Here is a 20,585-nt window from a genome sequence, read left to right as displayed (position 1 = left end):
ACGGGGTTCTCGGGTTCCCGGGTCCCCGGCGCACTCGGCCAGGGCCGGCCCGCGCCGCGGCAGTGCGCGACGCGGGCCGGCCCTGGCCGGTCAGGGAGCGCCGCCGTCAGAAGGCGCCGGTGCCGTTGGGAGTCCCGAGGCCGGTCGGTCCGTCGTACCCCGGAGCCGCGGTGCACAGGTAACTGCCGCCGCAGGAGCCGTTGCTGCCCGAGGTGACGTCGTTGAGCGCCGAGGTGTGGCTGTACGGATACGAGCCGTTGACGACCCGGCTGGTGTTTCCGGCCAGTGCGTAGACGCTCGCGATGAGGGGCGAGGAGACGCTGGTGCCTCCGACCTCGACCCATCCGTCGGCACCCTGGGCGAGACCGAGTTGCAGCTCGGTGTCGCACAGCATTCCGCCGCCGCAGCTGTTGTACGTGTCGTAGACCGCCACCCCGGTGTTGGGGTCGGCGACCGCGGCCACGTCGGCGACGGTGCGCTTGGCACATCGGGAGTCGTGCTGCCAGGACGGCTTGGCCTCGTACGCCGAGCAGCCGGAGCCCGCGCCGCTCCAGGCGGTCTCGCTCCAGCCGCGCGCGTTGGACGCCCTGCTCAGCGAGGTGCCGCCCACGGCGGTGACGTACGGGGAGGAGGCCGGCCAGGAGACGCCGTAACCGGAGTCGCCCGAGCTCGCTGTGATCGCCACGCCGGGGTGGTGGAAGTGCGAGTCGAAGGAGGTGACGGTGTTGTCCTCGGCCCCGCCCCAGCTGTTGGAGACGGAGACGACGCCCGGTGTGGTGGCTGCGGTGTCCTCGGCCGCCATGAGATCCGGGACGTTCGCCGATTTCGCCTCGACCAGGAGGATGTGGCAGCCGGGACAGGCGGCCGAGACCATGTCGAGGTCGAGGCTGATCTCCTCGGCCCATCCGTGGTCGCCGGCGGGCAGTGGCGACGCGTGGCCGCTCTGGTTCACCTTGTGGAAGCAGCCGTTGGCGGTGGTGCACGAGGGCAGACCGTAGGCCTTGCGGTAAGCGGCCAGGTCGGCCTCGGCGTTCGGGTCGTCCATGGCGTCGACGATGGCCACCGTTCGACCGGATCCCGAGGTGCCGGCCAGTTTGTAGGCGGACCGCAGATCGGACGGTACGTAGCCCGCCGTGGTCGGGGATCCGGTGGTGAACGGCGACATGCGGCCCGAGGGGGTGCGGTGGGCCTTCAGGGCGCCGAAACAGCGGGCTTGTCCCGCGTGCGAGGGGTGGGCGCAGCCGAAGTCCGTCGTACCCGCGGATGCGGTCGCCCGCGGGGCGGACGAGAGACCGGCGGCCTGGGCACCGGTGGCCAGGCCGACGGTGAGGGCGGTGACGGTGAGTGTGAGCATCGCGGTGACGGCGGCTGCGGTCCGCCGCGTCCCGCCTCTCGGTTTGCGGCGGTGGATCACCAGGGATCCGGGGGGTATCTCGCTGTGGTGCATCAAGCCTCCGTGCGGTTTGAGGCGATTCGGAAGGGCCACATGACGAAAAAGCAGCCTTGACAAACTGCACGTCAGATCAGCTGCGGGCCGGGTGGTTTCACCATGCGGCTGCCGTCTTCCGCTGGTCAAGGCCATGCCAATGCAGGTCTTGTGGGGCTGCCGAGGTGAGCGAGTGAACCGCCGGTGGGGCCGGTGTGTCCCCGGCGCGGTGTCCGGCCGGCGCGGCACCGCTCCTCCGTCGCAGCCGTCCGTTTGCCACAGAGGCAAGTTTGATCACGATCAGGTGACTTCGTCCGGTTCGAGGCAACCTCACAGATCCTTCACCGGTCACACACGCGCAAGTCACAGCGCAATCCCTGGGGGGATCATGAGCCAGCAGCAGTACCCGCAGCCCCAGCAGCCCGGTTGGGGCGGCCCGCAGCAGCCGGGTTACGGCACCCCGCCGCCGCAGCCCCAGCCTCCGAAGAAGTCGAAGGCCGGAAAGATCGTCGGCTTCGGGTGTCTCGGCGTCGTCGCCCTCGTCGTCCTGGGCGGCATCGTCAGCGCCGCCGGCGGCAGCGGGGACGACTCCGGCAAGTCCGGCAGCGCCGCCGGCGCCAAGCCGTCGGCCACCGCGTCCACGGCTGGGAAACCCGCCGCCGACAAGGCCGGTGACAAGCCGAAGACCAGCCCGAAGAAGGAGGACAGCGCCAAGAAGGTCGTCGTCTTCAAGGTGTGGGGCAAGGCGCCCAGCGGCGCGCTCGGTCCGCTGGACATCACCTACGGGTCGGACACCGACAACCGCCAGGGACACTGGAAGAACGGCGGGTTCACCGCCACGCTGCCCCTCAACAAGGACGCCATGTACTACCAGGTCACTGCCCAGCTGCAGGGCTCCGGTGACATCCACTGCTCGGTGACCGTGGACGGCAAGACGAAGCAGGGCCACGCGGCCGGCGGCTACAACATCTGCGACGCACAGCTGAGCGCGGGTCTGTTCGGCGGCTGGGAAGGCTGACCGATCCGACGGGGCCCCGCCCGCTCGTGGCGGCGGGGCCCCTGCCCACTCCGCGCATCCCTTGGGGGGACCATGACCGACCGGCTTCCGCCGCAGCCCATCACCCCGCCGCCGCCCGCTGAGCCCCCGGCCGTGCCCGCGCCCGTGCCGGTGACGAAGGGGCTCAGCCCGCTCGTCGCCGGCCTCCTCGGTCTCGCCGTCGGCGCCGGCATCGTCGGCGGAGCCTGGGCCATCACAGCCGGCAGCGGGCCCGGCGCCCCGGGCACCTTCACGCTGAAGGGCGGCTTCGAACTCACCGACAGCGTCGTTCCCGACGGCGACGGTGGCTGCGCCGGGACCGACGGCTACGACGACATCAGCGACGGCACCTCCGTCACCGTCTATGACGCCGCTGGAAGCGTCGTCGCCACCGGCGCCCTGAGCAACTCCCGCTATGACGAGGACACCTACGACTGCTCCTTCGACGTCGCCGTCCAGGACGTCCCCAAAGGGCAGAAGTTCTACAAGGTGGAGGTCTCGCACCGCGGCACGCTGCAACTCACCGCGAAGGAAGCCGAGACCGGCCAGTTCGGCGGCTCGCTCGGCTAGCCTCCGGGAACACTGGGCAGTGCCTCGGGCTTCGGCCGTGCCGCCGCATCCCCGTCGTGTCGCCGGCCGGGACCGGGAGGGGCGGCGAGGGCGGGGCCGGAGCCGTGAAAACGCCGGTGGAAAACCTGTGGAAGCGCTGTCGGTGGGGCCGCTTATGCTGCACCGGACGATCACGCGGAACCTGGGGAGGGCGCGGCATGTTCGGCAGACTGTTCGGCAGGGGTGGGGAGAGACCGGCGGCGGATCCGCACGCCCTTCCCGCCCCGCGCAGGCCGAAGAACGGGATGTACACGCTGCGCGCGCTCGGGGACGCGCGGGTGCTCGCGCTGGTGGAGGCGGCCGGCGCGGGTGACTGGGCGGCGGTCAAGGCGGCGCTGGCCCCCTTCGATCTCGGCCGCGATCATCAGGTCCTCGGAGAGCTGGCCGGCCTGGACGGTGTGCAGGACTGGATCGGCCGGGCCGTGGAGGACGACAAGGAGCACCGGGCGACGGCCCTGCTGATATCCGGGGCGCGCCACATCCACTGGGGCTGGGAGGCGCGCACCCGCGCGCGTGCCGCGAACGTCACCCCGGAGCAGTGGCGGGTCTTCCACGAGCGGCTCGACATCGCCGAGGAGCAGCTGCTCGAGGCCGCCGAGTTGCGGCCGGAATGGGTCACGCCCTGGCGCCGGCTGCTCACCTCCGGCCGCGGCATGTCACTGGGCCCCGCCGTCAACGAGACCCGGCGCGACGCCGCCCTGCGCCGCGACCCGCTGGACCTGGAGACCCACATCGAGTGGGTGTCGCAGTTGCAGCCCCGCTGGGGCGGCGAGCCCGGCGAGGCCCTGGCGTTCGCCCGTGAGGCGTTCACCAGGGCGCCCGAGGGTCATCGCCTCGGCTGCGTGATCGCCATCGCGCACATCGAGGACTGGGTCGAGTCGGACAGCAAGAACTGCCTCATCAAGCCCGCGATCCAGGACGAGTTGCTGGAGGCGGCCGAGCACAGCATCCTCCACCCCGCCTACGTGCGTCGCCCGGGCTGGCAGGAGGACTTCAACATCTTCGCGATGGCCTTGTCCCTGGCCTCCGAGCGCCTCGTGCTGCCGCGCGTCTTCCGCGAACTCCGAGGCGCCTACACCGAGTGGCCCTGGACGTACATGGCGAAGCCGGAAGAGATGTACGCCCGCGCCCGGCGCAACGCCTGAACCTGCCACCCCTCCCGCCGTCGCTCACCTCACCCCGGACTGCCCGATGACTCTGCCCGAAACCCCCTCGAGCCCGGCCGGCACCGACCGCACCTTCCAGGTGGATCTGCGCGGCCTCGTCGACCTCCTCTCCCACCACCTCTACTCCAGCCCCCGCGTCTACCTGCGCGAACTCCTGCAGAACGCGGTGGACGCGCTGACCGCACGCCACGGCCTCGAACCGGCCGCCACCGCCGGCGCCTTCGGCATCCGCCTGTACGCCGACGGTTCGGTGGTACGGGTCGAGGACGACGGCGTCGGTCTCACCGAGGCCGACGTGCACACCTTCCTCGCCACGATCGGCCGCAGCAGCAAGCGGGCCGAGAGGATCGCCGAGCAACGCGCGGACTTCATCGGCCAGTTCGGCATCGGCCTGCTCTCCTGTTTCCTGGTGGCGGACGAGATCCATGTCCTGAGCCGTTCCGCGCGCACCCCCGACGCCCCCGTCGTGGAGTGGCGGGGACGCGGTGACGGCAGCTACACCGTGCGGACCCTGCCCGCCTCCGCCCGCCCCCGGCCGGGCACCACCGTCACCCTGACCCCGCGCGCCGACGCGGGCGAGTGGACCCGGCCGGCCCAGGTGCACGCGCTGGCCCGCCACTTCGGCTCCCTGCTGCGCCACCCGGTGACCTTCGACGACGGCACGGGCGGCCCGGACGGCGCAGGTGCGTCCGTCAACCCCGAGCCGGCACCCTGGGCGCGTACGTATCCCACACCGGGAGCACGCGCCCGCGCGCTCGCCGCGTACGGCGAGGACGTCTTCGGGTTCACGCCGCTGGACACCATCGAGCTGGACCTGCCGGCCGTGGGCCTCAAGGGCATCGCGTGCGTGCTGCCCGAGGCGGTGCCGGCCGGCCGCCGCCACGGACACCGCGTGCACGTCAAGGGCATGCTGCTGTCCGAGCAGGCCGAGGAGATCCTGCCCGAGTGGGCGTTCTTCGTCCGCTGCGTCGTCGACGCCGAGAGCCTGCGCCCGACGGCGTCCCGCGAGTCCCTGTACGAGGACGACACCCTCGCCGCCGTACGCGACGCCCTCGCCGAACGGCTGCGCGCGTGGATCGCGCGGACCGCCGCCAGCGACCCGGAGCTCCTCGGCCGCTTCCTCCACGCCCACCACCTGGCCGTGAAGTCGCTCGCGGTGCACGACGACGAGATCCTGCGGATGCTGCTGCCGTGGCTGCCGTTCGAGACCACCGACGGACACGCCACGCTGGACGAGTTCGCGCGCACCCACCGCACCGTGCTCGTGACCTCCAGCGTGGAGGAGTTCCGGCAGGTCGCGGCGATCGCCTCGGCCGCCGGACTCGGCGTCGTCAACGGCGGCTACACCTACGACCGTGAACTGGTCCACCGGCTGCCCGAGATCCGGCCGGAGGTCAGCGTCGCCGACCTCGACCCGGCGACCCTCACCGCCCACCTCGACCCCGTCGACCGGGAGACGGAACTGGCCGCCGCGGCCTACCTCGCCCTGGCCCGCGACGCCCTCGCCGTCTTCGACTGCGACGTCGCGCTGCGCACCTTCCAGCCGGCCTCCGCGCCCGCCCTCCTCCTCGACAGCCGCGAGGCCCGGCACGAGCGCACCCGTTCCCGGCTCGCCCGCGAGCAGCAGGGCGGCCTGTGGGGCGACATCCTCGGGCATCTGCGTCAGGAGGCCCCACGGGCCCAGCTGATCCTCAACCAGCTCAAGCCGCTGGTCCGTACGGCCGTCGCCATCGACGAACCCGAACTGGCCCGCACCAGCGCCGAAGCCCTCTACGGACAGGCCGCGATGCTGTCCCGGCGCCCGCTCAGGCCCGCCGAGTCGAGCCTCATCAACCGCTCCTTCCTCGACCTTCTCGCCCACGCCCTGCGCAAGGACAGCTAGGGACCGCCGACGATGCCGACCGCACCCCAGACCACCGACGAGCTGTACCAGGCGCTGCAGGAGAACGACCGGCGCCCCTACGGCCGTACCCGCACCGTCACGGCCGAGGAACTGGCCGAGGCCGCCGAGCAGTTCGCCGAGCCGATCCCGCTCGTCCACGCGCTCCTCGCACTCCAGAAGGCGTACAACTACGGCTCGGAACCCAGGAAGTCACCCGTCGTCTTCGCCCGCCTGCTCACCCTCTTCGACGAGCAGCCCGAGGTCTTCGACGAGCGCCTGCGCCACACGCTGTTCTGGCGGTTCAAGTGGGTGGCCCACGCCCTGCGGCAGCTGCCCGAGATACCGCTGGCCAGCCTGCGCCAGTGGCTGACGGAGATGCGCGACCGGTACGAGAAGGCCGGCCTCGGCCTCCAGCCCTACTACGGACAGGCCTACCAGCTCGCCGCCCACGTCGGCGAGGACACCGACCTCGCCTACGAGCTGTGGGCGGGGCGCACCCGCACCCGGCTCAGCGACTGCGAGGCCTGCGAGATCTGCGAGCGCGCCCTGTACCACCTCACGGCGGGCGACGACGAGCGGGCGCTCGGCACCTGGGAGCCCGTCCTGGCCGGGAAGGAATCCTGCCAGGAGGAGCCCGCCCGCTCGGTCTCGTACGCGCTGCTTCCCCTGCTGCGCACCGGCCGCACCGACCAGGCCCGCGAGCTGCACCTCGTCGGCTACCGCGCCTGCCGCCGCAACCCCTCGATGTCCGGGGAGGTCGGCCGGCACCTGGAGTTCTGCGCGCTGACCGGCAACGAGGCACGCGGCCTGGAACTCCTCGCGGAGAACCGGAGCCTGTTCGACGAGGTCGACTCGCCGCTGGACCAGCTCAGCTTCCTCACCGGCGTGGAGGTCCTCCTCCAGCGCGTCGAAACCCTCGGCCACGGCGCACTGCCCGCCGCCGGATACGCGGGCCGCACCTGGACGGTGGCCGGCCTGCGCGCCGAGGTGCGGGGCCGTGCCGACGACCTCGCCGCCCGCTTCGACGCCCGCAACGGAACCACGGCCCACACCGTCCGGCGCAGAGCCCGCCTCGACCGTGCCCCCCTTCTGGACGCGCTGGAACTGACCCTGCGCACCCGCGGCCTCGACGAGGTGACCCCGGCCGCCCCGGCCGCCGCTCCCGCTCCCCGCACCGTCACCGCGGTCCCCGAGTCACTGCCCGAACTCATCACCCGCGCACGGGAGTTGGACGAGCAGGGGCATCCGGACGCGGCGGCCTGCTGGGCACGGCTGCGCACGCTCGTCGCCGCCCCCGACTACACCCACCCCGACGACCCGGCCGTGGGACCGCTCGTACAGCTGCGCGCGGACCTGCTGGTCGACGAGGCGAGGCAGGCGGGCGAGAAGGACGAGTCCGACAGGGCCGCCGCCCTGCACGAGGAGGCCGCGAGCCTGTACGACGAGGCCGGAGCCCCGGGTCACGCGGTCCTCGCCCGCGCCTGCGCCCTGCTGCCCGCAGGCGGGGCGCCGGCGGAGGGTGCCGACGGAGCCGAGGCGAAGGCCGCCGCACTGACCGCCGCCCACGCGGCCCTCGTCCGTCTGCACGAGGACACGCCCGGCCTCAGCCCCTACCTGGAGGCCCGTCTGCTACGGCTGCGGGCGACGGCGCTCGGCCTGCGTCTGCAGACGTCGGGGAACGAGGAGCACATAGCGCCGGCCTTCGCCGAGGTGGAGGTGCTGCTCGACTTCGCCACCCGGCACGACATCGCCGGACAGGTCTCCGGCGCGCTCATGCTGCGGGCCAGTACGTACGCCCTCTCCGGTGATCTGCCCGCCGCGGTCACGGAGATCGACGCCCTCCTCGACCGGCTGAAGGCGCACGGCCCCGCCTGGCACCTGCCCCGCACGCTCGGCCTGCGCGGCCGGATCCAGCTCGGTCTGCGGGACGCGCAGGCCGCGCACGCGGACCTGACCGAGGGCCTGCGACTCGCCGCCGACTGGCCGTCCGACGCGGTCGACACCGCCCGCCTCCACGGTGACCTGGCCCAGGCCTGCATGCACCTGGGCCGCCCCGACGAGGCACTGCGGCACCTGACGCGCTCCGCGGAGCTGGACCTGCGCCACGGCAGCCGGACCGAGGCGTTCTGCACGTACAGCAACGCGGCCCAGCTCAGCCTGGACCTCGGCCGCGTCGAGGACTGCATCGCACTGCTCGACTCCCTCCTGGCCGAACCGGACGTCGCCGCCGGAGAGCTGGACGACCGGCTCGCCGCCCAGCTCCGCCTGACCCGCGCCCGCGCGCTGCACGCCGGCGAGGACCTCAAGGCCGCCACGGCGGAGTTCGCCGCCCTCGCGGCCGAGTCGGCCGGCTGGGACGACGACCCCGGGAGCCACGCCGTGATCGCCGCGGAGACCGCCGTACTCCTCGCCGAGTCCGGCGAGTTCGGCCGGGCCCGCGAGGCCGTGGACCAGGCCCTCGCCGCCCACGCCAAGGCCCCCCGCTACGAGCAGCTCAGCGGTTGCCTGCGCGAACTCGCCCGTCTCCAGGCCCAGCGGCAGGGTTCCGACGGCCTGGCCGACGCCCTCGCCTTCCTCGCCGAAGCGGGCCGGATCGCCGACGAGGCACGCGCCGCGGGGTACGAGGCCCGGGGCCGCTCCCTGGACAGTGCGCTGGCCTACGAACACGGACGGGTCAACGCCTACGGCCGTGAGTACGAGACCGCCCTGGCCGCCCTGGACCAGGCCCTCACCCTGCTCGGCGAACCGGGACCCGACGAGCACCACGCCGGCGAATGGGCCGAGTGCGTCCGTCTCGCGGGTGCCGTGGAGGGCATCTACCTGGAACGCCCCGCCTCCGCCCGCACCCGTCTCGACGCGGCCGTCTCCCGCCTCACCGCCCTGGGGCACACCGAGGAGACCGAGCCCCTGACCTCCCTCGCGGCCCGGCTGCGCGACGAGGGGTGACGGAACCGGTGCCCGGCCCGCCGACAGGGACGGCGGGCCGGGCACCGGGCAGCGGGGAGCAAGTCAGCGGGATGCCGCGATCGAGGCCGCCGTGAGTCGGTCCACGGCCGTAACGACCGCCCGAGGACTGGAGATCATCGTCAGATGCCGGGCACCCGGGATCAGCGTCGCCGGCGGGGCGCCGATGCGCCGGGCGGTCTCCTGCGGTGTCCGCGGGGTGAACACGTCGTCCTGGGCACCGAACACCACCGACTTGGGCAGGCGCACCGCGGCGAGCCGGGCCACCCGGTCCGCCGGCAGCCCCGGCACCCCGGCGGCCAGCATGCTCCACAGCGCGCTCTCCGCGCCCGGCACCCGGAGCGGTCGTCGCCACTGATCCAGACCGGCGGCGTCCAGGCGCGGACAGGCGGGCCCGCACTGTGCGTCGTAGATGCCGCGGATCACCGCGTCGATGCCGAGCCCGAGCCGCAGCAGGCTGGTGCGGTACGGGTCGATGAGCACGTACTTGAAGGCCGGCGGCGGTCCGGCGCCCGTGTCGAGGGCGTCGCCGTCGAGGAGCATCACGCCCCCCAGCCGGCCAGGGGCCCGCAACGCCGCCTCGGCGACCACGGCGGCCCCGCTGGAGTGCCCCACCAGCAGCGGGCGCTCGCCCGGACCGCCGAGGTGCATGGCGTCCAGGAAGCCCAGCAGCTGCCGGGTGAAATGGCCGACGGTGTAGGGGCCGTGGCGCTCGCTGTATCCGTCGCCCGTCAGGTCGAGCGCGTACACCCGGTGGTCGCGGGCGAGCAGCGGGGCGAGGCGCGACCAGGTGTCCACGGATTCGAAGGCGCCGTGCACCAGGACGACCGGTGGGCCCGCCGTGCCCCAGGTCTGGTAGCGCGTGCGGATGTCGGCGGCCTGCACGTACCTCAGGCCCCGGGGCGGCGCGGCGCGCCCGGCCGTGACGGCGTTGTAGACGAACGAGGCCGCCGTGACGACCACCAGCACGACGGCACAGCCCAGCGCGGCCCGCCGCATCCAACGCCGCAGCCGGGAGCGGGGTGGCCGGGTCGCGGGCTCGGCGGGGACCGATTCCCCGGGTTCGGCTCCGGCTCGGCGAAGATCAGCTGTCACAGCCCACAGCATCGCCCATGGGACACCCGCGGTCATCCTGCGGGGGGAGCCATCGTGACTGCTCCGCCGGGCGCAGGGGAGTGCCGCGTATGCCCGTTCGTTGACATGCTCGGCCGGCACACTGCAGGATCCGGGCTGCAGCAGCGGCCGAGTAGAACTTGCGTGCGGATGATCTGGCGTGGAAGAAGAAGGCGGGAGACGGATGAGGGAGTAGACCCGGTCCGGCGCTCACGGCGTGCGCTCCGTCGCGAGACCGAGCGGATCGTCTCTTCGATGCCGCTGCCGGAGCCGTTCGATCTGGACCAACTGGTCCGGAACATGGAAGAGGCCCGGGGCCGGCGGATCGTCATGAAACCCCTGCCGGACCGCATCGCCGGTGTCACCGGCATCTGCGGTCTGTACGTCCGGCACGACACCCGGCCGCTCGATCTGATCTTCCACGTCAGCAGCGGTTCGCCGTGGCACGAGAGGCAGATCAAGCTGCACGAGCTGGTCCACCTGTGGGCCGAGGACTCCACCGGGGTCGTCGGCACCGACGAGCTGTTGACCAGCTTCTCGGCCGAGCGTGCCGAGCAACTGGTGGCCGAGGGGCGGGCCTCGGCCCGTCGGCGATACGAGACCTGGGTCGAACAGCGGGCAGAGGACGCGGCCGCGCTCATCAACCGGATGGCGCAGACCCAGCACGCCATCGACGACCCGACCACGCGTAGCCTCGCCCAGGACTTCACCTACGGCAGACCCAAGACCTGAAGGATCCTGAACATGTCCGACCTCCTGGCCTACCTCATCGCGGGCCTGCTCCTCATACAAGCCGGCCTGAGAGCCAAGTCCGCCGCCAGGGGCCACAAACGGGATCGGTCGCTGTGGGGTGCCTTCGTGGCCTTCGCCGCCGCGTGGCTGAGCCGCACCACCGCCGGACGCGTCGCGCTGGACGGCCTCGGTCTGCCCGACCTCGCCTACTTGGTGAAGCACGTCCTGTCGATCATCGGCATCTGCGTCATCCTCCGCTACGTCACAGCGGTCTACCGCACGGCCGGCCCGGACGGAGAACGGTCCCGTGCCGTACGGCTGTCCGCCATCGTTCACCGGGTCGCCACCCGGGCCTCGGTGGCCACGGTCCTCGTCATGGCGGTCATCTTCTTCTTCCTCCTCGGCAAGCCCGACACCACCACCCCCTACTTCATCGAGCGGTACCACGGCGAGGCGGCCCTCGCCGTCTACATGGGCCTGTTCTACCTGTACTCCGGTGTCGCGGCCGCGGTGTGCGCGGTGCAGTGGGGCAATGCCGTCAAGGACGCACCGTTCCGCTCCCTGCGCAACGGCCTGCGGATGATGTCGACCGCCATGGTGCTCACGACGGTCTACTCGGTGATCCGCACGGCCTTCCTCTTCGTCGTCACCTTCTCCCGGGTTTCGGACGGCACCGAACAGACCCAGGAGACGGTGACCGACACCCTCCTGTACACGTGCTTTCTGCTCTGGGGCGTCGGTGCCATCGCCCCGGCGGCGCACGCCGCACGCGAGCGGTACCTCGCCCTGCGCGGCCTCGTCGCCCTCCATCCGCTCTGGCGGCCGCTCGCGCTGCGCTTCCCGGACGCCGTCCGGTACCGCCCCAGCACGTCCTTCACCCGCATGACGGCGAAGGCGGCCCGGCTCGACGCCGTACGCGACCTGCTCCTCAGCCCGGACCCGTCGCTGCCGGCCCGCCTGGACCGATTCGCCATGGACATCCGCGACGTCGTCTTCCTGCTGAGACGGCACGCGCCCTTCGACCTCGCCGAGCGGGCCCTCGCGCGTGCCGGGACCGAGCTCCGGCCCGGGCACGCCACCGAGGTGCAGGCCGAAGCGCTCTGGATCCGCGCCGCGCTGTCCATGGCCGACGGGCCCGTGCAGGAGCCGGCCGGCGTGAGCGCGCCGTATCCCTTCGACCCCGGGGCCACTCCGGGCGAGGAGGTCACCCACCTGCGGGACCTGGCATCCGCCTACCGGCTCACCACCGCTGCCGACGCCGAGAACCTTCTCACCCGCCAGACCGCTGACCGCGGTTGACCCACCGATACCGAGAACCCCGAGGTTGTGCACATGACTTCCCCCAACCCCGCCCGTCCCACGATGTCCGCCGCGGCACTCCTGCGAGACGGCGAGGGCCGGTTCCTGATCGTCAAGCCCGGCTACAAGCCGGGCTGGAATCTTCCGGGCGGCGGCGTCGACGAGGGTGAGACACCGGCCCAGGCCGCGCGCCGTGAGCTGCGGGAGGAACTCGGCATCGACCAGGCGATCGGGCAGCTCCTGGTGAGCGCCTTCGTCCAGACGCCGGCCGGTGGCCACCTGTACTTCGTCTTCGACGGCGGAGTCCTCGGCGAAGAGCAGCGGGCCGCCGTCGTGCTGCAGGAGAGCGAGCTGACCGACTACCGGTTCAGCGCACCGGACGAGATCGGTCCGGACGAGATCCCGCCTGCCGTACGGCCGGTCTGGGAGGCGGCACTGGCATCCCTCGCGCAGGGAAGCACCACGTACCGCGAGTTCGCCCGCTGACGCCGGCGCGGATCTCCCAGGAGCGTGTGCACTCTGCCCGTGGCGAATCTGCGGCGGGCAGAGAAACCGCGTCCGGGGGTCCGCCGGGGTCGAGAGTGGAGTCGACGGCATCCCTGCCCCGACAAGGAGACCAGATGACTCCACTCAGCACGCTCCCGCCCCGCGCGGAGGAGGGCGACACCCCGCCCAGCCGCTTCGACGACCATCTCGCGGCACAGCTGCTCGCCCAGCGGATCGTCCTCCTCGGCACCCAGGTCGACGACGTGTCGGCCAACCGGGTGTGCGCACAGCTGCTGTTGCTGTCGGCGGAGGACCCGCGCACCGACATCAGCCTGTACGTCAACAGCCCCGGCGGGTCGGTCACCGCGGGTCTCGCCATCTACGACACCATGCGGCTCATCCCGAACGACGTCTCGACGCTGGCGATGGGGTTCGCCGCCAGCATGGGCCAGTTCCTGCTCACCGTGGGGGCGCCGGGCAAGCGGTTCGCGCTGCCGAACGCGCGGATCATGATGCACCAGCCCTCGGCGGGCATCGGCGGCACCGCCGCGGACATCGAGATCCAGGCGGAGAACCTCCAGTTCACGAAGAAGGCCATCGAGCGGATCACGGCCGAACACACCGGGCAGAGCGAGGAGACGATCGCGCGGGACGGCGACCGGGACCGCTGGTTCACGGCCGAGCAGGCCAGGGAGTACGGGATCGTGGACCGGGTGGTGGAGTCGCTCGCCGACATCCGCCCGGCCACCTCGCGCCGACGGATGGGGTTGTGACATGGGGTCGTACACGGTTCCCTACGTCATCGAGCGGACCGCACAGGGTGAGCGGTCCTACGACGTCTTCAGCCGGCTGCTGAACGAGCGGATCATCTTCCTCGGCACCGAGATCGACGACGGGGTCGCCAATGTGGTCATCGCGCAGCTCCTGCATCTGGAGTCGGCGAACCCCGAGCACGAGATCTCGATCTACCTCAACTCGCCCGGCGGATCCTTCACTTCGCTGATGGCGATCTACGACACGATGACGTTCGTGCAGGCGCCGATCTCCACGTTCTGCGTCGGTCAGGCGGCGTCGACGGCGGCGGTCCTGCTGGCCGGCGGAGATCCCGGGCGACGGTTCGTGCTCCAGCACGCGCGGGTGCTGCTCGGCCAGCCGGCCAGCGGCGGCCGGCAGGGGACGGTCTCCGACCTCAGCCTCGCCGCCAAGGAGATGGCCCGCATCCGCTCGCAGGTGGAGGAGGTCCTGTCCCGGCACACGCAGCACGACGTGGCGACGCTGCGCGCGGACATGGACCGGGACAAGGTGCTCACCGCCGAGGAGGCCGTCGCCTACGGGCTCGCCGACGAGGTGCTGAGCCGACGGCTCGCGTTCGTCTGACCCGGCCCTCGGCCGCGACCGAAGGCCGGCGAGAACGCCCGGTACGGCGGCGGTGCGCCCCGCCGTACCGGCCGTCGGTTCGGTCAGGCGGCCAGGCAGAGGCCGTCGTACCGCGCCGTGGGCGACGTGCGGCTCCGGCCCACCCCGCTGCGGGCGTTCCGGGCCAGCTCGTGCTGGGCGAGCGACAGCAGGTCGGCGAGGCCGAGTCCGAGGGCCTGGGCGGCGGCCGCGAGCACCTCGGAGGAGGCCTCCTTGCGTCCGCGCTCCAGCTCCGACAGGTACGGCATCGAGATCCGGGCCGCCTCCGCGACGTCCTTCAGCGTGCGCTCCTGGGCGAGCCGCTCGCGTCGCAGCACGTCGCCGACGAGGTCGCGCCACAGGGGTTCCCTCGGCGCGGGGGTCCGTGGGGCTTGTGCCGGTCGCTGCGGGGTACGGGCCGCCCCACCGGCACCGGTCGGCGCGGTCTGCGGGCGCAGGGGGAGGACGCGGGCTTCGTTCGGCGTATGAGTGCTCACCCCTTCAGCCTAGGGATCCGGGGCGCCGGGGGAAGGGAGCGGCGTTCCGCCCTGGGTGAAGCCTAGGCGGGCACGTCGGAGTCGGGGCCGAGGATCTCGGCCATCGTGCTGCTGATGAAGTCCAGGAGTTCGGCCCGCGCGGCGGCGGGGATCTCGTGCTCGCCGCCGCGCGCCGCCTCCACCGTGAAGCTGTTCCTGACGGCGCGCGTCGACACCACCAGTCGCTCGATCTGCGGGTCGGGGCTGTGGAAGTACACTGACGGCACATCAAGCGCCAGCGCCAGCGCATCCAGGATCTCGTCCGAGAGACCGGCGTACGTCCCCAGCCGCAGCGCTTCGACGAGAGCCTCGGTGAGCACGGGCCTGCCGGCTTTGCGGTTCCCCTCGTCGGCGATCTCGGCGTCCGACGGCAGCGTGCCCTGGAAGACCTCGTCCCGCAGGTGCGTGAGCTTGTGCGCCACCGAGGACGCCGACAACCCCGCGGGGGCCTGCACCGGCACGAGGTGACCGAAGCTGCGCTTCTGGGCCGCGAGCAGTTCCGGCACGGAGACGCCGTACGCCTGGGCGAGCGCCTCGTGAAACGCCTCGGGCAGCGGCCGCTTGCCACGCTCGGCGGCGCGGACCGACATCGGTGACCGGGTCTTCGTGACCGCCACCGTGTCGGCCTGCGTCATGCCCGCGTCGCATCGCAGGTCGGCGAGGTTGGGCGGCTCCCGGCGCGGAAACAGGTCGTCCAGGTCCGCGTCGAGTGCCGCGGCGATGCCGGGAAGCCGCTCGGGCGGGGGAGTGGCCTGACCGGTCTCCCAGCGCGACACGGCGTTGGTCCCCACACCCAGGGCCGCACCCAACTCGGACTGGGACTTGCGCAGCAGCACACGGCGGTTGCGCAGTTCACGGCCGTCGAAGGTGCGCTCGGGCATGCGGGTACTCCATCAGATGGGCGGTCGAACCCACTCTAGCCACTTGATCAGATCAGCAGAAGAGGATAGTTTCACCTTCCGGTGATCGAGGTGTGGTCGTTGCCGCCCACGGGGGTGGTGGCAACGACCACACCCCGCCTCTCGGCTCAGCGGCACGGAAGGCGTCGAGCGGGCCACGTACGCCAGTCCGTCGTACTCACGCTCAAGTACGGTGCGAGTCATGGAGAAGCGGTACGTCACGCGTGGCACGCCGGCCCCGAAGGACCGCGTGAACTGCGGGCTCCCCAGCCACCGGGCGACGGCGGGCCGGGCCCGGCCGGCCCGGAGGTCGATCAGGTGATCTTGGGAGTTGGCCGAGGCCAGTCGGGCCTCGACGGAAGGCGGACCTGCCGCACCGATGGTGTGCTTCCTGGGCGGTCGTGTCGCGGAGTTTCCGGGGCGGGCGCGGAAGGCGCCCTCGCCGAACAGCAGGCCCAAGGCGTAGTAGCGGTCACCGTAGTGATCCCTGAGGTGATGCCCCATGGCGGGTATGTCTCCCGCGTAACGGTCGGTGCAGACATGGCCGTTGTGGGCCCAGACAGCCACCTTCCCGCCGGACCCCTCCTCCAGGGAGATCACTTCCTGGGCCATGTGGCGGTCCCGGGCGGCCGGCGCGCCCGTCTCCTCGCCGTCGCCGCGCGGCGGCCGGGAGGCCACGTCGGCCGCGGCCACGATCATGCGCGCATGCCTGAGTGCGTGACCGACGGCCGCGTCCCCGACGCGCGAGGCAAGCCGGGGACGCTCTGCCTCGAGGAACCGCGCCAGGTCGCCTGCCTCGGCGAGGAGTTGGGGGCGCTGGTCCACGAGTGATCCCGTGCCGGCGTCCACCAGTGTGCCGAGCGGGCCGCCGGTGAGGTCCGCCCGTTCCGGTGCCACCGTACGCAGCACGGCCGCCAGTGCCGCCAGGGAGGGGCCGCATCGCTGGGGGGCGATACCCACGAAACGTACGGCCCGGTCCTTGGGAACCGTTCGGTTGTGGGCGCGCATCCACTCGACGACATCGAGCATTTCCCGAGTGCGCCACGTCCAGAAGCCGAGGCCGGCCAGTACACCGGCGGCGTCACCGGTTCCGTGCAGCACATAGTCGTCGACCGGCGCGGCTGCCGAGGCGCTCGCCTCCATGGCCAGGGCGGTGAACCCCATCTCCTCGACGAGGAAGCGCAGTAACAGGTGTTCGAGCCGGAAGAACTCGGCCGTCCCGTGCGTCGCTTCGCCCATCCCCAGCACACGTACGTCGCCCAGAATCCCGCGCAGTGGTTCCAGGTCACCGCCGCCCCGCTCCCATGCCTCGGGGTCAAGGCCTTTCAACGGTACGGCGTCCTCCTTCAGTCATCGATGCACTTCCTCGGCCATCACCCTGTCCTTTCGCGTCACCAGCGGGGCAACAGTCTCCAACTCGGCGTGGCCCCGGCGGAAAATGACGTGCCCCGCCCGCCTCCCTCTCGTACCGTCGTCCCGTACCGAGCACCGCCCCGACCGTACGGCGGTGCCTGTCGTCCGACACAGAGGGGAGCCCGGCCGTGCGCGTACGCACCGCTGTCGTCGCTCCCCGCTCCCGGTACGAGGTGATCCTCGTGTCCCGGCCCGGCCGGTGCCCGCTGCGCGGCCGGCACCGGAGACCCGTGACGCCCCGCTGACGTCGGACGCACGGGCAATCGCGCTGCCCTCTTCCCCGATTCGGGCCTCAACATCAGGCCTGATCCGCAGAAAGGCCCTGGGCCGTGCGCACGAACACCACCAGCCTCGCCGCGATCCGCAACCTCGGCATCCTCGCCCACGTCGACGCCGGCAAGACCACCGTCACCGAGCGGATCCTGTACGCGACGGGTACCACCCACAAGCGGGGCGAGGTGCACGACGGCACCACCGTCACCGACTTCGACCCGCAGGAGCGCGACCGCGGCATCACCATCTTCGCCGCCGCCGTCAGCTGCGCCTGGGACGGGCACCGCATCAACCTCATCGACACCCCCGGCCACGTCGACTTCGCCGACGAGGTCGAGCGCTCACTGCGGGTCCTCGACGGCGCGGTCGCCGTGTTCGACGCCGTCGCCGGCGTCGAGCCGCAGAGCGAGTCGGTGTGGCGGCAGGCGGACCGGCACGGCGTGCCGAGGATCGCCTTCGTCAACAAGATGGACCGGGCGGGCGCCGACCTCGACCGGGCCGTCGAGTCCATCCGGCAGCGCCTGCATCCCGTGCCGCTCGTCGTCCAGCTCCCCATCGGCGCCGAGGGCGCCTTCACGGGTGTGGTGGACCTCGTACGGATGCGCTCGCTGTGCTGGGCCGACGGCGCGGGTACGGCCGTGGAGGGCCCCGTGCCCGAGTCGCTGGGCGAGGAGGCGGTACGGCGCCGGAGGGCGCTGGAGGAGACCGTGGCGGAGCTGCACCCGGCCGCCCTGGAGGAGTTCTGCGAGCGCGAGACACTGTCCGCAGGCACCCTCGCCGCCACCCTGCGGGACCTGACCCGCACCGGGGACGGCGTGGTCGTCCTGTGCGGCTCCGCCTACCGCAACCGCGGCATCGAACCGCTGCTGGACGCGGTGGTCGCCTATCTGCCCTCGCCGCTGGACGTCCCGGCCGTACGCGGCGTCCACGACGGGACCGAGCAGGAGCGCGCCGCCGACCCCGAAGTGCCGTTCGCGGGGCTGGTGTTCAAGGTGACCGCGAGCACCACCGGACGGCTGGCCTACGTGCGCGTCTATGCGGGCACCGTCGAGAAGGGAGACACCGTGTGGAACCCGGGCACCGGGCGCACCGAGCGCGTGGCGCGCATCCTGCGGGTCATGGCGGACCGGCACGCGCAGCTGGAGCGCGCGGTCGCCGGTGACATCGTCGCCCTCGCCGGTGTGAAGTCGGCTCGGGCCGGCTCCACGCTGTGCGACCCCGGCGCCCCGCTGCTGCTGGAACCGCCGGTGGCCGCCGACCCCGTGGTGTCCGTCGCGGTCGAGGCCCGGCGCGCCACGGACACCGGCCGGCTGGCCACGGCGCTGGCGCGGCTCGCCGAGGAGGATCCCTCGCTGGTGGTGCGCACCGACGCCGAGACCGGGCAGACCGTGCTGTCCGGCATGGGCGAACTCCATCTGGAGGTCGCGGTGGAGAAGATCCGCCGCGACGGCGGACCGGAGGTCACCGTGGGCCGGCCGCGCGTCGCCTACCGCGAGACGGTCGTCGGGGGAGTGACCGGGTTCGTGTTCCGGCATGTCAAACAGGACGGCGGGGCAGGGCAGTTCGCCCATGTCGTGCTCGACGTGGAACCACTCGGCCCCGAAGTCGGCGTCACCGGCTTCGAGTTCCGCTCCGCCGTGACAGGTGGTGCGGTGCCGCAGGAGTACGTGCGCGCGGTCGAGGCCGGTTGCCGGGACGCGCTCGCCGAGGGCCCGCTGGCAGGGCACCCGGTGACCGGGCTGCGGGTCACGCTCACCGATGGCTCCACCCATGTGAAGGACTCCTCGGACACGGCCTTCCGGGCCGCCGGCCGGCTCGGGCTGCGCGAGGCCCTGCGCGCCTGCACGCTCACCGTGCTGGAGCCGGTCGCCGAGGTCACCGTCACCGTGCCGGAGGACGCCGTCGGCTCGGTCCTCGGTGACCTGGCGGCCCGGCGCGGCCGGGTCGGCGGCTCCGGGACCCGCGGCGGCGCGGCCGTACTGACCGCGACCGTGCCGCTGGCCGAACTCTTCGGCTACGCGACCCGCTTGCGCAGCCGCACCCAGGGTCGGGGCACCTTCACGACCCGCCCCACCGGCTACGCCCCGGCACCCCGGCCGGTGCCGGTCCGGTAGCGGGGAGGGGTCCGCGCCACGTGCCCGCCGGGTCCGCGCCACGTGCCCGCCGGGTCCGTGGCGCGGGCCCGGCGGGATCCGGGAGCTCATCTTTCCCGGCCGTTCCGCCGTTCGGCGCTGTCGGATCTCTTGACGAGCGTTCCCCGGACGGTTTAACTCACGTCGTAAATTAAGCCATGAGGGGCTTTCGGAGCCGAACGGTTGGCAAGGGCGTCGGCTCCCGCGAGCAGCCTCGGGCTTCTCGACTCCCGGAAAGGGACACCAGGAGCCATGCGCAGCATCCGAGCCGCGGCCACAGGCGCCGTCACCCTGTCTCTCGTCCTCGCGGCCACGGCCTGCGGAGGCGGCTCGTCCAGCGGCGGCGGGTCCAACGACTCGCCGAAGACGCTGACGTACTGGGCCTCCAACCAGGGCGCGAGCATCGCCGTCGACAAGCAGGTCCTCCAGCCCGAACTCGACAAGTTCCAGAAGCAGACCGGGATCAAGGTGAAGCTGGAGGTCGTGCCCTGGTCCGACCTGCTCAACCGGATCCTCACCGCGACCACCTCGGGTCAGGGCCCGGACGTGCTGAACATCGGCAACACCTGGAGCGCCTCCCTGCAGGCGACCGGCGCCCTGCTGCCGTGGGACACGAAGAAGTTCGCCGAGATCGGCGGCAAGGACCGGTTCGTCGACTCCGCGCTCGGCTCGACCGGAGCGGCGGGCAAGGACCCGGCCGCGGTCCCGCTGTACTCCATGGCCTACGCCCTCTACTACAACAAGAAGATCTTCGCCGACGCCGGGATATCCAAGCCCCCGGCCACCTGGGACGAACTGGTGGCCGACGGCAAGAAGATCCAGGCCAAGGGCAAGTCCGCGCTCGGCGCCGAGGGCTCGAACCTGTCGGAGAACATCCACCACGTCTTCGTCTTCGCCAAGCAGCACGGCGCCGACTTCTTCACCGCCGACGGCAAGCCCGACTTCACCGACCCCAAGGTGGTCGACGCGGTGAAGAGCTACGTCGACCTGATGGCCAAGGACAAGGTCATCCCGACCGGCGACGCCGAGTACGCGCAGAACCAGTCCGTCAGCGACTTCGCCAAGGGCAGGCAGGCGATGCTGCTGTGGCAGTCCGCGGCCGCCAACCTCAAGTCCCAGGGCATGAGCGAGGACGCCTACGGCATCGCGCCCGTCCCCGTGATCTCCGGCACTCCCGGCACCGGCACCCAGGTCGACTCGATGGTCGCCGGCATCAACCTCGCG

Annotated in this window: 17 protein-coding genes; 12 read left to right on the top strand and 5 right to left on the bottom strand. The window is 72.2% G+C overall.

Annotated features, from left to right (window positions below; translation table 11 throughout):
- Nucleotides 1-106: 106 nt before the first annotated feature.
- On the bottom strand, nucleotides 107-1,354 hold the full coding sequence (locus FB563_RS00085) for a S53 family peptidase (protein ID WP_055710595.1): 1,248 nt from the start codon (nucleotides 1,352-1,354) through the stop codon (nucleotides 107-109).
- A 460-nt stretch (nucleotides 1,355-1,814) separates the two neighbouring features.
- On the opposite strand from FB563_RS00085, the gene FB563_RS43685 reads away from it, so the two are divergent.
- The 5 genes from FB563_RS43685 (at nucleotide 1,815) to FB563_RS00060 (ending at nucleotide 9,065) form a co-directional block, all read left to right on the top strand.
- Complete coding sequence (locus tag FB563_RS43685) at nucleotides 1,815-2,444, top strand: hypothetical protein (RefSeq protein WP_234358112.1); 630 nt, start codon at nucleotides 1,815-1,817, stop codon at nucleotides 2,442-2,444.
- A gap of 72 nt (nucleotides 2,445-2,516) precedes the next feature.
- Nucleotides 2,517-3,032, top strand: a complete 516-nt coding sequence (locus FB563_RS00075) for a hypothetical protein (protein WP_234358111.1) — start codon at nucleotides 2,517-2,519, stop codon at nucleotides 3,030-3,032.
- Between the two features lie 197 nt (nucleotides 3,033-3,229).
- Complete coding sequence (locus FB563_RS00070; RefSeq protein WP_055710591.1) at nucleotides 3,230-4,216, top strand: hypothetical protein; 987 nt, start codon at nucleotides 3,230-3,232, stop codon at nucleotides 4,214-4,216.
- Between the two features lie 46 nt (nucleotides 4,217-4,262).
- On the top strand, nucleotides 4,263-6,119 hold the full coding sequence (locus FB563_RS00065) for an HSP90 family protein (RefSeq protein WP_142218381.1): 1,857 nt from the start codon (nucleotides 4,263-4,265) through the stop codon (nucleotides 6,117-6,119).
- 12 nt (nucleotides 6,120-6,131) lie between these two features.
- Nucleotides 6,132-9,065 (top strand): hypothetical protein, encoded by a 2,934-nt coding sequence (locus FB563_RS00060; RefSeq protein ID WP_055705886.1) that lies wholly within the window; start codon nucleotides 6,132-6,134, stop codon nucleotides 9,063-9,065.
- A 63-nt stretch (nucleotides 9,066-9,128) separates the two neighbouring features.
- On the opposite strand, the gene FB563_RS00055 is transcribed toward FB563_RS00060, so the two are convergent.
- On the bottom strand, nucleotides 9,129-10,178 hold the full coding sequence (locus FB563_RS00055; protein ID WP_199832794.1) for an alpha/beta fold hydrolase: 1,050 nt from the start codon (nucleotides 10,176-10,178) through the stop codon (nucleotides 9,129-9,131).
- Between the two features lie 273 nt (nucleotides 10,179-10,451).
- On the opposite strand from FB563_RS00055, the gene FB563_RS00050 reads away from it, so the two are divergent.
- The 5 genes from FB563_RS00050 to FB563_RS00030 all read left to right on the top strand — a co-directional run bounded on the left by FB563_RS00050 (nucleotide 10,452) and on the right by FB563_RS00030 (nucleotide 14,090).
- The gene (locus tag FB563_RS00050; RefSeq protein ID WP_055705888.1) at nucleotides 10,452-10,928 is read left to right on the top strand and encodes a hypothetical protein; all 477 of its coding nucleotides are present in this window, start codon (nucleotides 10,452-10,454) and stop codon (nucleotides 10,926-10,928) included.
- A 12-nt stretch (nucleotides 10,929-10,940) separates the two neighbouring features.
- On the top strand, nucleotides 10,941-12,227 hold the full coding sequence (locus tag FB563_RS00045; protein ID WP_055705889.1) for an MAB_1171c family putative transporter: 1,287 nt from the start codon (nucleotides 10,941-10,943) through the stop codon (nucleotides 12,225-12,227).
- Between the two features lie 33 nt (nucleotides 12,228-12,260).
- Nucleotides 12,261-12,713, top strand: a complete 453-nt coding sequence (locus FB563_RS00040; protein WP_055705890.1) for an NUDIX domain-containing protein — start codon at nucleotides 12,261-12,263, stop codon at nucleotides 12,711-12,713.
- Nucleotides 12,714-12,847: 134 nt separating this feature from the next.
- Nucleotides 12,848-13,486, top strand: coding sequence for an ATP-dependent Clp protease proteolytic subunit (locus FB563_RS00035; RefSeq protein WP_055705891.1), 639 nt, complete (start codon nucleotides 12,848-12,850; stop codon nucleotides 13,484-13,486).
- A gap of 1 nt (nucleotide 13,487) precedes the next feature.
- Nucleotides 13,488-14,090, top strand: coding sequence for a ClpP family protease (locus FB563_RS00030; RefSeq protein WP_055705892.1), 603 nt, complete (start codon nucleotides 13,488-13,490; stop codon nucleotides 14,088-14,090).
- A gap of 83 nt (nucleotides 14,091-14,173) precedes the next feature.
- Here the strand turns inward: FB563_RS00030 and FB563_RS00025 are convergent, their stop codons facing one another.
- From FB563_RS00025 to FB563_RS00015, 3 genes are all read right to left on the bottom strand, one after another.
- Nucleotides 14,174-14,605, bottom strand: coding sequence for a helix-turn-helix domain-containing protein (locus FB563_RS00025; protein WP_055705893.1), 432 nt, complete (start codon nucleotides 14,603-14,605; stop codon nucleotides 14,174-14,176).
- Nucleotides 14,606-14,667: 62 nt separating this feature from the next.
- On the bottom strand, nucleotides 14,668-15,525 hold the full coding sequence (locus tag FB563_RS00020) for a helix-turn-helix domain-containing protein (protein ID WP_055705894.1): 858 nt from the start codon (nucleotides 15,523-15,525) through the stop codon (nucleotides 14,668-14,670).
- Nucleotides 15,526-15,537: 12 nt separating this feature from the next.
- The gene (locus FB563_RS00015; RefSeq protein ID WP_055705895.1) at nucleotides 15,538-16,872 is read right to left on the bottom strand and encodes an erythromycin esterase family protein; all 1,335 of its coding nucleotides are present in this window, start codon (nucleotides 16,870-16,872) and stop codon (nucleotides 15,538-15,540) included.
- A 413-nt stretch (nucleotides 16,873-17,285) separates the two neighbouring features.
- Between FB563_RS00015 and fusA the strand changes: the two genes are divergently transcribed.
- Together fusA and FB563_RS00005 are read left to right on the top strand one after the other, a co-directional pair.
- Nucleotides 17,286-19,343, top strand: coding sequence for an elongation factor G (fusA, locus tag FB563_RS00010; protein WP_055705896.1), 2,058 nt, complete (start codon nucleotides 17,286-17,288; stop codon nucleotides 19,341-19,343).
- 270 nt (nucleotides 19,344-19,613) lie between these two features.
- Nucleotides 19,614-20,585, top strand: a 972-nt coding sequence (locus FB563_RS00005; RefSeq protein WP_142218380.1) for an ABC transporter substrate-binding protein, incomplete at its 3' end; no start/stop codon positions are given.

The organism is Streptomyces puniciscabiei, assembly GCF_006715785.1.
Lineage (GTDB): Bacteria > Actinomycetota > Actinomycetes > Streptomycetales > Streptomycetaceae > Streptomyces > Streptomyces puniciscabiei.
The sequence above is the reverse complement of the archived record's forward strand: the minus strand, read 5'-3'. Positions and strand labels throughout refer to the sequence as shown.

What these genes read in the sequence shown, in the direction of transcription:
- FB563_RS00085 (WP_055710595.1), bottom strand. Translation starts at nt 1,354, where the DNA reads ATGCTCACACTCACCGTCACCGCCCTCACCGTCGGCCTGGCCACCGGT.
- FB563_RS43685 (WP_234358112.1), top strand. Translation starts at nt 1,815, where the DNA reads ATGAGCCAGCAGCAGTACCCGCAGCCCCAGCAGCCCGGTTGGGGCGGC.
- FB563_RS00075 (WP_234358111.1), top strand. Translation starts at nt 2,517, where the DNA reads ATGACCGACCGGCTTCCGCCGCAGCCCATCACCCCGCCGCCGCCCGCT.
- FB563_RS00070 (WP_055710591.1), top strand. Translation starts at nt 3,230, where the DNA reads ATGTTCGGCAGACTGTTCGGCAGGGGTGGGGAGAGACCGGCGGCGGAT.
- FB563_RS00065 (WP_142218381.1), top strand. Translation starts at nt 4,263, where the DNA reads ATGACTCTGCCCGAAACCCCCTCGAGCCCGGCCGGCACCGACCGCACC.
- FB563_RS00060 (WP_055705886.1), top strand. Translation starts at nt 6,132, where the DNA reads ATGCCGACCGCACCCCAGACCACCGACGAGCTGTACCAGGCGCTGCAG.
- FB563_RS00050 (WP_055705888.1), top strand. Translation starts at nt 10,452, where the DNA reads ATGCCGCTGCCGGAGCCGTTCGATCTGGACCAACTGGTCCGGAACATG.
- FB563_RS00045 (WP_055705889.1), top strand. Translation starts at nt 10,941, where the DNA reads ATGTCCGACCTCCTGGCCTACCTCATCGCGGGCCTGCTCCTCATACAA.
- FB563_RS00040 (WP_055705890.1), top strand. Translation starts at nt 12,261, where the DNA reads ATGACTTCCCCCAACCCCGCCCGTCCCACGATGTCCGCCGCGGCACTC.
- FB563_RS00035 (WP_055705891.1), top strand. Translation starts at nt 12,848, where the DNA reads ATGACTCCACTCAGCACGCTCCCGCCCCGCGCGGAGGAGGGCGACACC.
- FB563_RS00030 (WP_055705892.1), top strand. Translation starts at nt 13,488, where the DNA reads ATGGGGTCGTACACGGTTCCCTACGTCATCGAGCGGACCGCACAGGGT.
- FB563_RS00020 (WP_055705894.1), bottom strand. Translation starts at nt 15,525, where the DNA reads ATGCCCGAGCGCACCTTCGACGGCCGTGAACTGCGCAACCGCCGTGTG.